We start from the raw sequence: 13,675 nt of genomic DNA, 5'->3' as shown, positions 1-13,675 counted from the left end.
GGCCGACCGGAGTGACGCCTCGACCTGTCAGCGGCGGGCGGTGACGTAGCAGGCGACGGCGGTGGCAGCGGCTACGTTGAGGGAGTCGATGCCGGCGGACATCGGAATGATCGCGCGGCGGTCGGCGGCCTGCTGCCAGCGCGGGGAGATGCCGTGACCCTCCGAGCCGAGGACGAGGGCGACCTTGTCGACGCCCTCGACTGCCTTCTCGATGTCGACGGCGTCGTCGGCGAGGGTCAGGGCGACGGTGGTGAAGCCGGCGGCGGAGAGGGACGGGAGTGCTTCGTACCAGTCCGGCAGGCGGGTCCACGGCAGCGCGAAGACCGCGCCCATCGCGACCTTGATCGAGCGGCGGTAGAGCGGGTCGGCGCAACGCGGCGCAAGTAGTACGGCATCGAACCCCAGCGCGGCGCCCGACCGGAAGATCGCGCCGACGTTGGTGTGGTCGACGATGTCCTCGAGCACCAGGACCGAGCGGGCGCCCTCGAGCACCGACTCGACCGACGGCAGCGGCCGCCTCTTCAGCGACGCCAGCGCACCGCGGTGCACGTGGAAGCCGGTCACCTCCTCGGCGGCCTTCTCGCTCATCACGTAGCACGGCGCATCGGTAGTGGCGAGCGTGTCCGCGAGCCCGTCGAGCCACTTCGGCGCCATCAGGAACGAGCGCGGCTCGAAGCCACCAGCCACGGCCCGGCGTACGACCTTCTCGCCTTCCGCCAGGAAGAGTCCCTCGGACGACTCCAGCGACTTCCGCAACTCGACGTCGCGCAGGTCGCGGTAGTCGGCGAGCCGAGGGTCGGCGGGGTCGGAGATCTCGATCAAGTCAGCCATGAGGGCTCAAGCCTAGGGCCACCGAGGAATCCCATGCTCACGCGGCGGAGCGGACGGATCCCTTTGGTCCTGCCCAACGACCAGGAGTTGAAACTTCGTCGAGGTATGTAGCCGAATGGCCACTTCCCATGCGGAGGTCCGCTGGGGATGTGACCCTTGATCGGCATACCTTGACGAAGGACGTGCAACCGCTCAGCGGAGCCAGCTTGGGGCGGAGGGGGCTCACCGAGAAACTCGGTGAACGGACCGATCCCGTGCGTCGGCGGGCGTGCCTTCAGACGATCTGGACCGAGTCCTTCACGTCTTCCGGAACCATCTCAGGGAATGACAGGACCAGGTGACGTCCCAGAGCAGTCGCGTCCCGTCCGAGTGTGTCGATCCGGCCACAGACCCCACCGCCCTCCTCCAACGCGGAGATAACCGGCTGGGTCGTGCTCGCGCGGTCGGCCAACTCGTGCTGATCCAGTCCGTTCTCCGTGCGAAGGTCGAAGATCAGCCGGCCAAGTGCAAGCCCCCGCTCGACACTCACCCTCGTCTCGTCGGACGGTTCAGTTCGCTCAGCCCGAATCTCGGACCACCGATTCATTCGCACACCCTACGAACGATTCATTGCAACGAGCCGACGGCTCGCCGAGCCGCTGAATCTCGGTCAGAAGAAGTCCGGGTGGGCGACGCGGACGACTTCGCCGACGACGATGATCGCCGGGGGCTGGACGTTCTCGTCGGCGAGGGTCTTCTCGAGGGTCTCGAGGGTAGCCAGGACCGTACGCTCCGTGGGCATCGTGCCGTCGCAGATGACGGCGACGGGGGTGCCGGGCTCGCGGCCGCCATCGAGAAGGGCGGTCGCGATCGCGGGGGCGTTCTGGACGGCCATCAGGAGGACCAGGGTGCCGCCCATACCGGCGACGGCGGACCAGTTGGTCAGCGAGGTGGGGTCGCCCGGGGGGACGTGGCCGGAGATGACGGTGAACTCGTGCGCGACGCCGCGGTGGGTCACAGGGATCCCGGCGACGCCGGGGACCGTCACCGGCGAGGTCAGGCCGGGGATGACGTGGACCGGGACGCCGGCCTCACGGCAGGCGAGCACCTCCTCGAAGCCGCGACCGAAGATGAAGTTGTCGCCGCCCTTGAACCGCGCGACCGCCTTCCCCTCCAGGGCAGCCTCGACGATGATCCGGTTGATCTCCTCCTGCTGGGCCGAGCGGCCGCGAGGGAGCTTGGCGACGTCGACGAGCTCGACGTCGGCGGGCAGCTCGGAGAGCAGCTCTCGTGGCGCCAGCCGGTCGGCGACGACGATGTCGGCCTCCATCAGGGCCTTGCGGCCGGCGACCGAAATCAGCCCGGGGTGACCCGGGCCGCCACCGATCAGGGTCACACCGGGCACTCGCTGACGCTCGTGCGGAGCGATCAGGTCACCGGAGCGCAGGCCGTCGAGGATCCGGTCACGCACACCCGCCGAGCGCCGCGGGTCGCGGTTGGCCAGCACGGCGATGGTCAGGTCGCCGTCCTGTCCGGTCGCCGGAGTCCAGGCGGTGGCCCGCGTGCCGTCGTCGGAGCGTACGCAGAAGATCCGGCGCTCCTCGGCTGCGGCCGAGATCTCCTCGTTGACGTCGGCGTTCTGGGTCGCGGCGATGACGTACCAGGCGCCGTCGAGCACGTCGGCCGAGAAGCGGGCCTGGTGCCAGGCGATCTCGCCCGAGCCGAGCAGCCCCTCCAGGGCAGGCGTCAGCGACGGCGAGACGACCTCGACCCGCGCCCCCGCGGCGATCAGCGCCGGCACGCGCCGCTGCGCCACCCGGCCACCACCCACGACGACCACCCTCCGCCCCTCGAGGATGAGGCCGGCGGGATAGGGAACGGCATGCTCAGAACTCATGGGTACATCCTCGCCCAACACCGGGGTGCGGCCTGACAACGGGTCGATTCGCGGACTACGTTGATGGTCATGGCACTCGATCGTCCGGTGAAGCCGGATCCCTACTCCCTCATGCCCGCTCTCCCCTCCTTCACGCTGACCAGCGAGGACGTGACCGACGGCCAGCCGCTGAAGCAGGACCAGGTCTACGACAGTGGCAACACCTCCCCGCAGCTCAGCTGGAGCGGCGCGCCGGAGGGGACGAAGTCGTACGTCATCACCTGCTTCGACCCCGACGCGCCGACCCCCAGCGGCTTCTGGCACTGGGTCCTGGTCGACGTCCCCGCCGACGTGACCGAGCTTCCCGCCGGTGCCGGGGCCGGCACCGCCGAGCTCCCGGGCAAGGCGTTCCACGTCGCGACCGACTTCGGCACCAAGGACTTCGGCGGCGCCGCTCCCCCGGCCGGCGACCAGGTCCACCGCTACTACTTCGTCGTCCACGCGGTCGGCGAGGAGACGCTGGGCGTGGACGACGAGGTCACCCCGGCCGTCGTCTCCTTCAACCTGGCCTTCAAGGCACTGGCCCGCGCCGTCGTGGTGGGCACCTACCAGCACTGAGGTCCGACGTGGGAGTCCTGAGGTCTCCGGGTGACCTCAGGACTCCCACGTCAGCCTGATGCCAGGTGGGTCAGCAGCGTCGGCGTACGCCGGTGCTCGACGTCGCGGGACAGCCCGAACGCGAGGAACATCTCGCTCAGACACCGCTCGAACTGCCGCCTGCCGCTGAAGAACCTGCTGATGATCGCGCGGTCTGGGTACCCGGCGTGGATCAGGCCCAGCACCTCGCTCTGACGCATCGTCAGCCTCGCGATCGCATCGGGATCGGCGTCCGGCGACGCCTCGACCATCTGGGAGATGACCTCCGGGTCGACGACGACCTCACCCGACGCCACCCTGCCGACGACGTCGAGGAAGTGCGGGACGGTGCGTACGCGAGACTTGCGCAGGTAGCCGAGGCCGCCGGTGCCGGTGCTGGCGAAGACGGCGGCCGCGAAGGCCGTGTCGACCGAGTCGGCGAGCACGACGACGCCCATCTCCGGCACTTTCTCGTGCAGCCGGAGGGTGGCGCTGATGCCCTCGTCGTCCGGGCCCAGCCGGGCGTCGGTCACGACCAGCGTCGGCAGGGTGTCGGTCGCGGCCTGGACGAGCGCCTCGGCGTCCCCGGCGTCGGCGACGACCTGGTAGCCACCACGCGCGAGCAGGGCGGTGAGTCCAGCACGAAGAAGAGGCGACTCGTCGGCAACGACGACGCTCGGCTCATAGCTGGACACAACGGCTCCGCTCGGTGCTGGGGGTAGCGGTCGAGACGCATTCTGTCGCACTTCCCCGCAAACCCTCGGTATCTCGCGCCCGTGTTCACATCGGCAGCCGAAGGGAACCCGCTCGGTCAGAACTCCGGCGGCCCCTCGGAGGCCCGCTTGAGCAGCGTCTCGAAGGACGTCGGGTTGGCGAACTCGTCCTCCACCAGCGTCCGGTGCGGAGCCGGGGTGGGCGTGCCACCCGCGGCCAGCAGGGCAGCCAGCTCTGCGGCGGCACGATCGACCCGCTTGGGGAGCTCCGGTCCACCGGCGAAGTCCTCGGTGGCGGCGAAGACCCCGGTCGGGACGACCACCGCGTGCAGGTAGGCGAAGAGCGGCCGGAGCGCGTGCTCGAGCACCAGCGAGTGCCGGGCGGTGCCGGCCGTGGCCGCGATGAGCACCGGCTTCGCATCCAGGACGCCCTGCTCGAGTACGTCGAAGAACGTCTTGAACAGGCCGGAGTAGGACGCGGAGAAGACCGGTGTCACCGCGATGACGGCGTCGGCACGCCGCACCTGGTCGATGGCCGCCTGGAGCGCCGGCTTGGCGAACCCGGTGAGCAGGTTGTCGGTCAGCTCGTGGGCCAGGCCGCGCAGCTCGACGTGCTCGACCTCGACCTCCGCGCCCCGGGCCTGGACGGCCCGGGTCGTGGCCTCGTCGAGCATGTCGGCGAGCAGCTTGGTCGAGGACGGGACCGACAGCCCCGCGGAGACGACGACGATCCGGGTCACAGCTCCCCCTCGAGTACCTTGGCGACCTCGGGGTCGCTCAGGTCGCGGTCGGAGGAGCCGGTGGCGGAGTCGCCCTCGGCGTAGACAGTCGAGTCCTTCGCGCCGCCGGCCTTCTCCACCAGGGAGGCGTGGGTCGGGGCGTCCGGGACACCGGGCTTGCGCAGCTTCGCGAACTCCGCGCGCAGGGTCGGCAGGATCTCGCCGTAGAGGTCGAGCTGTTCCAGCACCGTCTTCAGCGGCAGCCCCGCGTGGTCGAGCAGGAAGAGCTGGCGCTGGTAGTCACCGACGTACTCACGGAAGGAGAGCGTCCGCTCGATGACCTGCTGCGGCGAGCCGACGGTCAGCGGGGTGGCCTCGCTGAAGTCCTCCAGCGAGGGGCCATGGCCGTAGACCGGGGCGTTGTCGAAGTAGGGCCGGAACTCGTTGATCGCGTCCTGGGAGTTGGGCCGCATGAAGAACTGCCCACCCAGCCCGACGATGGCCTGGTCGGCGGTGCCGTGGCCGTAGTGCTCGAAGCGCTGCCGATAGAGCTGCACCATCTGCTTGGTGTGGGAAGCCGGCCAGAAGATGTGGTTGTGGAAGAAGCCGTCGCCATAGTACGCAGCCTGCTCGGCGATCTCGGGCGAGCGGATCGAACCGTGCCAGACGAACGGCGCAACGCCGTCCAGCGGCCGCGGCGTCGAGGTGTAGCCCTGAAGCGGCGTACGGAACCTTCCCGACCAGTCCACCACGTCCTCCGACCACAGCCGGCGCAGCAGGGCGTAGTTCTCGATCGCCAGGTTGATGCCCTGGCGGATGTCCTTGCCGAACCAGGGGTAGACCGGGCCCGTGTTGCCGCGGCCCATCATCAGGTCCACGCGGCCGTCGGTGAGGTGCTGGATCTTGGCGTAGTCCTCCGCGATCAGCACCGGGTCGGTGGTGGTGATCAGCGTGGTCGCGGTGCTCAGGATGATGTTCTCGGTCTTGGCGCCGATGTAGGCCAGCGTGGCGGTCGGGTTGGATGCGATGAACGGCGGGTTGTGGTGCTCACCGGTCGCGAAGACGTCCAGGCCCACCTCCTCGGCGTGCTTGGCGATCTCGACGGTGGCCTTGATGCGCTCGTTCTCCGTCGGGGTCCTCCCGGTCGTCGGGTCCATCGTGACGTCACCGACGGTGAAGATGCCGAACTGCATACCCATGGTTCCCTGCCCCTTTCGTGGACTCTTCCACGATAGTTGAAATCCGAACTACTCGGCAAACAGTTGCTGCATCAACGTTATTCCAGGAAACCCCGTGGCGTACGCAGGCCCTCCTGTGCCAACGTACGTCAGGTGTCCGGGGCGCTGCATCCACAGCTGAGTCTGTACGCCGCGATCGCGACCAGCTCGTTCCGCCGCTACTCCACCTACACCGCCGCCACGCTCGCCGGGATCTTCACCAACTCGGTCTTCGGGATCATCCTCAGCTTCGCCTATCTGGCCCTGTGGGAGCAGAACCCGTCGGCCGGCGGCTATGAGGCCGACCAGGCCGTCACCTTCGTCTGGATCGGGCAGGCGCTGCTGATGACCATCGCGCTGTGGAGCGGCGGCTCGACCGACGACCTCGCCGAGCGGATCCGCAACGGCGACATCGCCGTCGATCTCTACCGTCCCGTCAGCGTCCTCGGCTGGTATCTCGCCGCCGACCTCGGCCGCGGTCTCTACCACTTCGCAACCCGGGGCGTGGCGCCGACCATCGTCGGTGCGCTGCTCTTCGGGCTGGTCATGCCCTCCCCCGCCGGCGCGGTCGGGTTCCTGGTCAGCGTCGTCCTCGCGGTGGTGGTCAGCTTCGCCGTTCGGTTCCTCTTCGCCGCCAGCGCGTTCTGGCTCCTGGACGCGACCGGTCCGCGGGTGCTGAGCGTGCTGGCCACCTTCTTCAGCGGGTTGACCCTGCCGCTCAACCTCTTCCCCGACGGCCTGCGCCAGGTGGCGCTGGCGCTGCCGTTCGCCTCCTACATCCAGACCCCGGCCGACATCTGGCTGGGCCGCCACACCGGACTCGACATGCTCGCCGCGATCGGGCTGCAGGTGCTGTGGGCAATCGTCCTCCTGGGCGTCTGCGCGCTCGTGCTGCGTGCCGCGACCCGCAAGGTGGTGGTCCAGGGTGGTTGAGGTCGTTCACGCGATCCGTTCCTACTGGCTCATCGCGCTGCTGTGGATCCGGGCGGCGATGGCCTATCCGGTCTCGTTCTGGACGATGACGGTCGGCGGCGTACTGATCACCTTCCTCGACTTCGTGGCGATCTGGCTGATGTTCAGTCACATCGACACCTACGGCGGCTTCACGCTGCGCGAGATCGCCCTGCTCTACGGCGTCACCTCGATCGCGTTCCGGGTCGCCGACATGCTGGTCGGAAGCGTGGAGAAGATCGGGCGATACGTACGCAGCGGCGATCTCGACGCGATGATGACCAAGCCGGTCCCGGTGCTGGTGCAGCTGTGCGCCGACCGGTTCGAGCTGCGCCGGCTCGGCCAGATCGCCCAGGGCATCGCGGTCTTCGCCTGGGCGGCACCGATCGTGGACTGGAACCCGCAGCGCCTGCTGGTGCTGGTGGTGGCGCTCGTCTCGGGTGTGGTCATCTACTTCTGCGTCTTCGTGACCTTCTCGACGATCCAGTTCTGGACCACGGACGCCTCCGAGTTCGCCAACGCCTTCACCTACGGGGGCAACACGATCATGCAGTATCCGATGACGATCTTCCCGCGCGAGGTCGTCCGGTCGCTGACCTACCTGCTGCCGCTGGCCTTCGTGAACTGGTACCCGTGCCTGTTCCTGCTCGGCCGCACCGACCCGTTCGGATCCCCGGACTGGTACCGCTTCGCCTCGCCCCTGGCCGCGCTGGCGCTGGTCGGTCTGACCGCGCTCGTGTGGCGTCAGGGGCTTCGTCGTTATCGATCCACCGGGAGCTGATGTGGCACTGATCGAGGTGCGGGACCTGTCCCGAGACTTCACGATCCGCAAGAAGGCGAGTCTCTTGAGACGTACGTCGGTGGTCAGGCACGCCGTCCACGACCTCTCCTTCGAGATCGATGCCGGTGAGATGGTCGGCTACATCGGACCCAACGGCGCCGGGAAGTCGACCACGATCAAGATGCTCACCGGGATCCTGGTGCCGTCCGGCGGGTCGGCGCGGGTGGCGGGCCTGGAGCCGTCCCGCCAGCGCCGGGAGCTGGCCCGGCGGATCGGGGTGGTCTTCGGGCAGCGTACGTCGCTGTGGTGGGACCTCCCGCTGCGTGACTCCTTCGAGCTGCTGCGGCGGATCTACCGGATCCCTGACAAGACCTTCCGCCGCAACCTCGAGGACCACGTCGCGCTGCTCGACCTCGGCGACCTGATGGACACCCCGGTGCGTCAGTTGAGCCTGGGTCAGCGGATGCGCGGCGACATCGCCGCGGCGCTGCTCCACGATCCGGAGATCCTCTATCTCGACGAGCCGACCATCGGTCTCGACGTCATCTCCAAGGGCCGCCTGCGGGAGTTCCTGCGCGCCCTCAACCACGAGCGTGGAACGACCCTGATGCTCACCACGCACGACCTGCAGGACATCGAGGCACTGTGCGACCGGGTCATCGTCATCGACCACGGCACCGCCGTCTTCGACGGCCCCCTGCCCTCACTGCGAGCCAACGGCGACGCTTCCCGCACCCTCGTCGTCGATCTCGTCGACGAGGCCTCCCCCATCGCCATCGACGGCGCTCGGGTGGTGAAGGTCGAGGGCCCCCGCCAGTGGCTCTCCTTCCCCGCCGGCGCCTCCGCCGCGCCGCTCGTCGCACAGGTCGCCGCTGCGTACGACGTCGCCGACCTCTCCATCCACGAGCCCGACATCGAGGACGTCATCCGGCAGCTCTACGCGCGCTGACTCCACAGTGACTACGCAGGTCGCGCGCTCGCGACCTGGCGTAACGCTGAGACCGCACCCACCCAGGCGCCAGCCTGCGGATGAACCCACCCGACGAGCTCGATGGCGTCCTCGAGGTCGGCGAGAAGATCACGGCGGTGGATCGGCTCGTGGTGGGCTGCCCTGTTGCGGACCAACATGAGGTTCACCAGGCGTCGTTCGACATCCTGACGCCTCTTCCGAATGTCCGTGACAGCGCCAGGGAACGCCTTGTGAAGCGAAGGAACCCACAAGGAGGCGTGATAGCGCTGGGATATGAGGTAGCGCCAGAATCCGAAACTCAGCTCCGCGACGACCCGACCGTGCTCTTCCGTCCGTCTCCCCCGCAGTGTGGCCCTGGATCGTGCTTTGGCGACGTCGTCGCGTCCGCGTTGGTCGAGCGGGAGGAAGCCCAGCCAGTCCTGGTGGCCTTTGCGCCGTGCCCACGAGTTGAGCTGGCGGTCGAGGGCGTTGCGCACAATCACCTCCACCGTCCCAGTTGTCGCGATGACGGCCGACCCCGCACTCATGTTCCACTCATACAGCCGCAGCGCGCGATTGATGTCCGCGTCACAAGCTCGCAGGTAGGAACTCAGCCTCTCCACGGTCAGGAGGTGGCTGAGTGTCACGTCCGTCCATCCGCCGTCCGTCCGACTGACGTTTGACATCCCAGCGATCCCCCGTAGAGTTGAAGACGAAGACCCCGGAACGATCCCTGGCAGCAGCCACATCGCCGGGGTTTCGCCATGTTGGTGGCCATGGCCGCGACTGTAGGCGGACGCACCGACAGTCTCGGCCACCCAGCGGCGATCAGGAGTCGATGCGGAGGATGGCGAGGTCGTCGGGTTGGCGGGCGATGTCGGCCAGGGTCCGACGCAGGCGGTCGATGAGCGACTCGATGGAGGCTGCGGCGACCGCGGTGTCGGGGTAGCGGACGCGGACGGCGAGGCCGGTGTGGGTGCGAGAGAACCAGATCTGTACGTCGTCGGCCAGGGTCGAGGCGGAGATGTGCTGCGCGTCGCGGTCGAGGTGGGACGAGCCGCCGGGGACATGCCGGTAGTCGACCCAGGAGACGACGAAGACGTCGTTGCGGGTCTGCACCAGCGGCTCGGTGAGCGAGCCGAGGACCTGGTCGAGCGGCACCGACCCGAGGCGTACGCCATGACGGACCGCGTCGCCGGCTTCGGCCAGACCCACGTCGGTGAGCGAGGCGGGGACCGTGAGCGGGACGGTGGTCGTGTACCAGCCGATCGAGCGGGTCAGGGCGTCCGCGGAGCGGGTGGAGACCGGCGCCATCGTGTCCAGCCGGTCACCGCCGCCGAGGTCGGAGATCGCGGTGGCGAGGGCCGCGAGCACGGCGGCGTACATCGAGGCACCGCTGTTACGGGCGCGGGCGCCGATGCGGTCCATCAGGCCGGCGTCGGCCAGCGGGGCGACGGCGGTGGCCTGGGCGGCCCGCTCCCCCGGCTCGAGACCGAGCGGCAGCGGGAAGGTCGGCAGCCGGTGGCCGCGGCCGCCGAGGAACTCATGCCAGCCACGCAGCAGCCGGTCGTCGGCGGCGACCCAGGCGGGGCCGTCGGCTCCCTCCGCGACGGCTTCGAGGAACGACCTCACCGGCGGCAGCGACGGCTCGTCGCCGCCCTCGGTGAAGGTGGCGTAGAGGTGGGCGAGCTCCTCGACCGCGACCGCGACCGAGTGGGCGTCGCAGTGCAGGTGGTCCATGCCGAGGACGATCGTGGAGCGGTCGGGGCGCGAGATCGCGGCCGGCAGGAAGGCCGGATAGGCGAGCGGCCCGCACCGCTCGTCGAGGGCGGCGTGCAGCGCGGCGCGGGTCTCCTCGACGGTGCTGGTGTGGCCGACGGAGGTCACCGACCACGTGAGTGTGCCGGGGTGGTGCCGACGGGCCTGGAGCTCCTCGGACCCGGCGACGACCTCGAGCTGCAGGCTGCCGTGGCGGGCGAGGAAGGCCCGCCAGGTGCGCGAGAGCGCGACCGGCTCGATGGGCCCGTCGACGTCGAAGGCGGCGGCCAGCCAGACGGTCGGCGCTCCGGCCAGCGCGCCGGCGAGGTGGTTGCGCTGGTTGAGCGAGAGCTCGGCGGGCGCGCCGCGGGCGGGAGCGGAGAGGTCCCAGCGGAGCAGCGTGCCGGGCCGGGGCTCCCACAGGTCAGCGGTCGTGACCAGCATGTCCGGTCCCGATGATCTGGTGGGCATCGACCGGGCGTACCGGCAGGCCGAGGTCGGCGAGCACGTCGTGGAGCGCCTCGAAGAAGGTCGCCACCGCCCGTCCGCCCTGCTCGGTGTCGGGGCTCTGGGTGGCCAGCTCGAAGCGGTCGGCGAAGCGGTTGACCCACAGGCTCGCGTTGGCGGTGCGGCCCTCGCCGGTGAAGTGCAGGCCCGTGTCGAACGGGGTGGTCCCGGCACCGGGGAACTTGCGTACGTCGAGGTAGGAGACCATCTGCGGGCTGGCCAGCTCGGTCGGCGCTAGCACCCCGCCGGCGACCATCGCACCCAGCGCAACGTGGACCGGGGTGCGGGCCAGCTCGCGGGCGGTGCCGAAGGCCTTCTCCGCCGCGAGCACGGTCTCGGGGAAGGTCTCCCCCAGCGGCATCGAGACGGGGGCGAAGTTGCAGAACCAGCCGTGCGACGTCGCGGTCTGCTGCGACCGGGTGCCGAGCACGGTGATCCCGAGGTAGTCCGAGCTGCCGGTCAGGCGCTGCTCGGCATGGGCCAGGAGCGCGAAGACGCCGCTGGTGAACCGCCCTCCGGCAACACGGCAGATCTCCTCGAGCTCGTCAACCGCCTCGCCCTCGAGCGCGGTCCAGGACCGGATCCGGACCGGCGCGGTCTCGCCCGGGGCCAGCCCGAGGTCGACCGGGAACCGCGGCAACCGTCCGCCGTGACCCGAGACGATGTCGACCCACTCGCGCACCGCCGGTGTCTCCGCGTCGCACTCGGCGGCGAGCTGCTGCTCGGCGGCTGCGTACGTCACGAAGCTGTCGGCCTCCGGCAGGTCCGGCGACGGGGCTCCCAGGGCCGCGGCGTAGGCCGCGCCGAGCTCGGCGGGGACCATCAGCTGCGAGGCGCCGTCGGTGAAGGCGTGGTCGCAGCCCCAGAAGTAGGTGAAGCCCTCCTCGCGCACGATCGCGCCGAGCAGGAACGGCGTCCAGGAGTCGGGGCGGCACTGCTCGTCCCACAGACTGACGAGCAGGTCCTGCCAGCCACCGGTCCAGTCGGCGGGCGCCTCGACCTCGACGGCTTCAAAGGCGAGCGCGTCAGCCGGTACGAGGTGGCGCACCGGCGTGGCGCCGGAGAGGTCGAACCAGGTGCGCAGCCCCTCGTGACGAGCGACGAACGAGGTCAGCGCCTCGATGTAGGCCGGCTCGTCGAAGGCCACGTCGAACTCCCCGGCGGTCCCGGTCCAGGCCCGATGCACCCCACTGGCGGCGATCTTGGCCCGGTAGGCGTTGAGATGGTCGGCCTGCAGGAAGGACGGCGCTCCGGGAGAGACGGGCGCCGCGTCGGCCGCGGCCCGGCACTCGGCCGTCGGCCGCAGCACGACCACCCGGCCCGCGGCCGGTGCCAGCTCCGCGAGCGCCCCGATCCTCATGCGGTGCCCTCCAGCTCGGCGCCCTCAGAGCGCGCGATCTCCTCCAGCAGCGCGCTCATCCCGCCGATCAGGTCGCGCACGACCCGCTCGGCGGCGACCGTCTCCGGGTAGCGCGTCGAGACGTTCAGACCGTCCCGGTCACGCACGAGCCACAGATAGACCTCGTCGTCGGCGCGGACGGGGGCACGCAGCGTACGGGCGTCCCAGTCGTTCCAGCGCTCGGCGCCGGCGATGAAGCGGGTGTCGACGAAGGTGACGACGAAGTGCGGGGCGTCGTCGACGCCGAGCAGGTCGGCGACCCGCGCGAACGGCTGCGGGACCAGCGGCTTCGCCGCGGCGAGCGCGGCCTGGACTCGGCCGGCGACCTCGGGCAGCGTGGTCGCGCCGGTGATGTCGAGGGTGATCGGGACGAGGCCGACGTACCAGCCGACCGCGGCGGCGTGCTCGGCGGTGTAGCGGGTGTGCATCGGCGCCACGAAGCGCATCCGCTCCACGCCGTGCTGGGCACGCAGGACGTACGCCATCGCGCCCATCATCCCGGCCTGGAACGAGACGCCCGCGCTCTTGCACAGCTCGCCCAGCACCCGGGCCTGGCGGGGGTCGCCGAGCCACTGCGACAGGCTCGCCTGCGGCAACGGCGACGCCGAGGCCGGTACGTCGGTGATCCCCGTGACCGGGAAGTCGGCGAACCTGAGCCGACCGTCGGGACCGGTCAGCCAGTCTCGCCAGACCTGCACCGACTCGCTCTCCAACGACATCGCCTCACCGGTGGTCCGCTCCTCGGCGGCGTGGTCGATGTGGCTGCCAGTGGTGGCCGCGGCCAGCTCGGCGAACGGCTCGCCGGCCAGCGCCCGCTCGTAGAGCGAGGCGATCTCCTCGAACCAGAGCAGCTGGGAGTATGCGTCCATGACGCCGTGGTCGGCGCCGAAGACCAGGGTGAAGCCGTCGGCGTCGGCGACCGTCGCGAAGACGACGTAGGGCCAGGCCGAGGGGTCGATGTGATCGGCGAGGAAGTCCGAGATGCGACCGCGGGCGTCCTCGCCGTCGAACCGGCCGAGAACGGTGGTGGTCACCGACACGTCAGCAGCGGCGACCGCACGACGACGCCGGCCGGCCGGCGTCTCCTCGACGGTCCCGCGCAGCGCCTCGTGACGCCCGATCCAGGCACGGAGCGCGAGGCCGAGCGCCTCGGTGTCGAGCTGCCCGGGCAACCGCATGATCGAGCCGATCCAGGAGCCCGCCTCGGCGGTGTCGAGGTGCAGCTCGTGGTTGTGGGACAGCCGGCGGTCGTCGTCGACCCAGGCACCCGGCTCCGCGGTGGGGATCCACGCGGTCACCTCGCCCGGGGGTACGTCGTACGCGGACAGCTCGGTGTACTCCATCGGAGGTGGAGTTCCT

General features: G+C 70.0%; 14 protein-coding genes. 4 read left to right on the top strand and 10 right to left on the bottom strand.

Features of this window, described 5'->3' with window-relative positions:
* Positions 1-27: 27 nt before the first annotated feature.
* The 3 genes from ABT304_RS10090 to cobA form a co-directional block, all read right to left on the bottom strand.
* A complete protein-coding gene (locus ABT304_RS10090) occupies positions 28-831 on the bottom strand; it encodes a TrmH family RNA methyltransferase (protein ID WP_350714872.1) in 804 nt (267 codons plus the stop codon).
* A 274-nt stretch (positions 832-1,105) separates the two neighbouring features.
* A complete protein-coding gene (locus ABT304_RS10085) occupies positions 1,106-1,360 on the bottom strand; it encodes a helix-turn-helix domain-containing protein (RefSeq protein WP_350714871.1) in 255 nt (84 codons plus the stop codon).
* A gap of 120 nt (positions 1,361-1,480) precedes the next feature.
* Complete coding sequence (cobA, locus tag ABT304_RS10080) at positions 1,481-2,707, bottom strand: uroporphyrinogen-III C-methyltransferase (RefSeq protein WP_350714869.1); 1,227 nt, start codon at positions 2,705-2,707, stop codon at positions 1,481-1,483.
* Positions 2,708-2,776: 69 nt separating this feature from the next.
* Between cobA and ABT304_RS10075 the strand changes: the two genes are divergently transcribed.
* A complete protein-coding gene (locus tag ABT304_RS10075; protein ID WP_350714867.1) occupies positions 2,777-3,304 on the top strand; it encodes a YbhB/YbcL family Raf kinase inhibitor-like protein in 528 nt (175 codons plus the stop codon).
* Positions 3,305-3,354: 50 nt separating this feature from the next.
* Here ABT304_RS10075 and ABT304_RS10070 read toward each other — a convergent pair whose 3' ends face one another.
* The 3 genes from ABT304_RS10070 to ABT304_RS10060 all read right to left on the bottom strand — a co-directional run bounded on the left by ABT304_RS10070 (position 3,355) and on the right by ABT304_RS10060 (position 5,947).
* Positions 3,355-4,017, bottom strand: a complete 663-nt coding sequence (locus ABT304_RS10070; protein WP_350714866.1) for a response regulator — start codon at positions 4,015-4,017, stop codon at positions 3,355-3,357.
* A gap of 116 nt (positions 4,018-4,133) precedes the next feature.
* The gene (locus tag ABT304_RS10065; protein ID WP_350714864.1) at positions 4,134-4,775 is read right to left on the bottom strand and encodes an FMN reductase; all 642 of its coding nucleotides are present in this window, start codon (positions 4,773-4,775) and stop codon (positions 4,134-4,136) included.
* Positions 4,772-5,947, bottom strand: coding sequence for an LLM class flavin-dependent oxidoreductase (locus tag ABT304_RS10060; RefSeq protein ID WP_160028804.1), 1,176 nt, complete (start codon positions 5,945-5,947; stop codon positions 4,772-4,774). Before ABT304_RS10060 ends, ABT304_RS10065 begins: the two co-directional genes overlap by 4 nt.
* Before the next feature lie 138 nt (positions 5,948-6,085).
* Here ABT304_RS10060 and ABT304_RS10055 point away from each other — a divergent pair, with 138 nt between their 5' ends.
* Genes ABT304_RS10055 through ABT304_RS10045 form a run of 3 tightly spaced genes read left to right on the top strand, consistent with a single transcriptional unit; the run spans position 6,086 to position 8,652 of the window.
* Positions 6,086-6,904 carry an ABC transporter permease gene (locus ABT304_RS10055; RefSeq protein WP_350714862.1) on the top strand — a complete coding sequence of 273 codons (819 nt, stop codon included), beginning with the start codon at positions 6,086-6,088 and terminating at the stop codon, positions 6,902-6,904.
* The gene (locus tag ABT304_RS10050) at positions 6,897-7,703 is read left to right on the top strand and encodes an ABC transporter permease (RefSeq protein WP_350714860.1); all 807 of its coding nucleotides are present in this window, start codon (positions 6,897-6,899) and stop codon (positions 7,701-7,703) included. The genes ABT304_RS10055 and ABT304_RS10050 overlap by 8 nt, the downstream gene beginning before the upstream one ends.
* Position 7,704: 1 nt before the next feature.
* The gene (locus ABT304_RS10045) at positions 7,705-8,652 is read left to right on the top strand and encodes an ABC transporter ATP-binding protein (RefSeq protein WP_350714858.1); all 948 of its coding nucleotides are present in this window, start codon (positions 7,705-7,707) and stop codon (positions 8,650-8,652) included.
* A gap of 11 nt (positions 8,653-8,663) precedes the next feature.
* Here ABT304_RS10045 and ABT304_RS10040 read toward each other — a convergent pair whose 3' ends face one another.
* The 4 genes from ABT304_RS10040 to ABT304_RS10025 form a co-directional block, all read right to left on the bottom strand.
* A complete protein-coding gene (locus tag ABT304_RS10040; protein ID WP_350714856.1) occupies positions 8,664-9,338 on the bottom strand; it encodes a hypothetical protein in 675 nt (224 codons plus the stop codon).
* A gap of 142 nt (positions 9,339-9,480) precedes the next feature.
* A complete protein-coding gene (locus tag ABT304_RS10035) occupies positions 9,481-10,881 on the bottom strand; it encodes a condensation domain-containing protein (RefSeq protein ID WP_350714854.1) in 1,401 nt (466 codons plus the stop codon).
* The gene (locus ABT304_RS10030) at positions 10,835-12,277 is read right to left on the bottom strand and encodes a condensation domain-containing protein (protein WP_350714853.1); all 1,443 of its coding nucleotides are present in this window, start codon (positions 12,275-12,277) and stop codon (positions 10,835-10,837) included. The genes ABT304_RS10035 and ABT304_RS10030 overlap by 47 nt, the downstream gene beginning before the upstream one ends.
* Positions 12,274-13,659: a condensation domain-containing protein gene (locus ABT304_RS10025; protein ID WP_350714851.1), complete on the bottom strand. Its 1,386-nt coding sequence runs from the start codon at positions 13,657-13,659 to the stop codon at positions 12,274-12,276. The genes ABT304_RS10030 and ABT304_RS10025 overlap by 4 nt, the downstream gene beginning before the upstream one ends.
* Positions 13,660-13,675: the final 16 nt, after the last annotated feature.

Source organism: Nocardioides sp. NPDC000445 (genome assembly GCF_040300245.1).
GTDB lineage: Bacteria > Actinomycetota > Actinomycetes > Propionibacteriales > Nocardioidaceae > Nocardioides.
This window is presented reverse-complemented; position numbering and strand designations above follow the sequence as displayed.

Bases quoted from the DNA above. Each gene is read 5' to 3' on its own strand.
- ABT304_RS10025 (WP_350714851.1), bottom strand. From the start codon at position 13,659: ATGGAGTACACCGAGCTGTCCGCGTACGACGTACCCCCGGGCGAGGTG.
- ABT304_RS10090 (WP_350714872.1), bottom strand. From the start codon at position 831: ATGGCTGACTTGATCGAGATCTCCGACCCCGCCGACCCTCGGCTCGCC.
- ABT304_RS10075 (WP_350714867.1), top strand. From the start codon at position 2,777: ATGGCACTCGATCGTCCGGTGAAGCCGGATCCCTACTCCCTCATGCCC.
- ABT304_RS10040 (WP_350714856.1), bottom strand. From the start codon at position 9,338: ATGTCAAACGTCAGTCGGACGGACGGCGGATGGACGGACGTGACACTC.
- ABT304_RS10060 (WP_160028804.1), bottom strand. From the start codon at position 5,947: ATGCAGTTCGGCATCTTCACCGTCGGTGACGTCACGATGGACCCGACG.
- ABT304_RS10035 (WP_350714854.1), bottom strand. From the start codon at position 10,881: ATGCCCACCAGATCATCGGGACCGGACATGCTGGTCACGACCGCTGAC.
- ABT304_RS10030 (WP_350714853.1), bottom strand. From the start codon at position 12,277: ATGAGGATCGGGGCGCTCGCGGAGCTGGCACCGGCCGCGGGCCGGGTG.
- cobA (WP_350714869.1), bottom strand. From the start codon at position 2,707: ATGAGTTCTGAGCATGCCGTTCCCTATCCCGCCGGCCTCATCCTCGAG.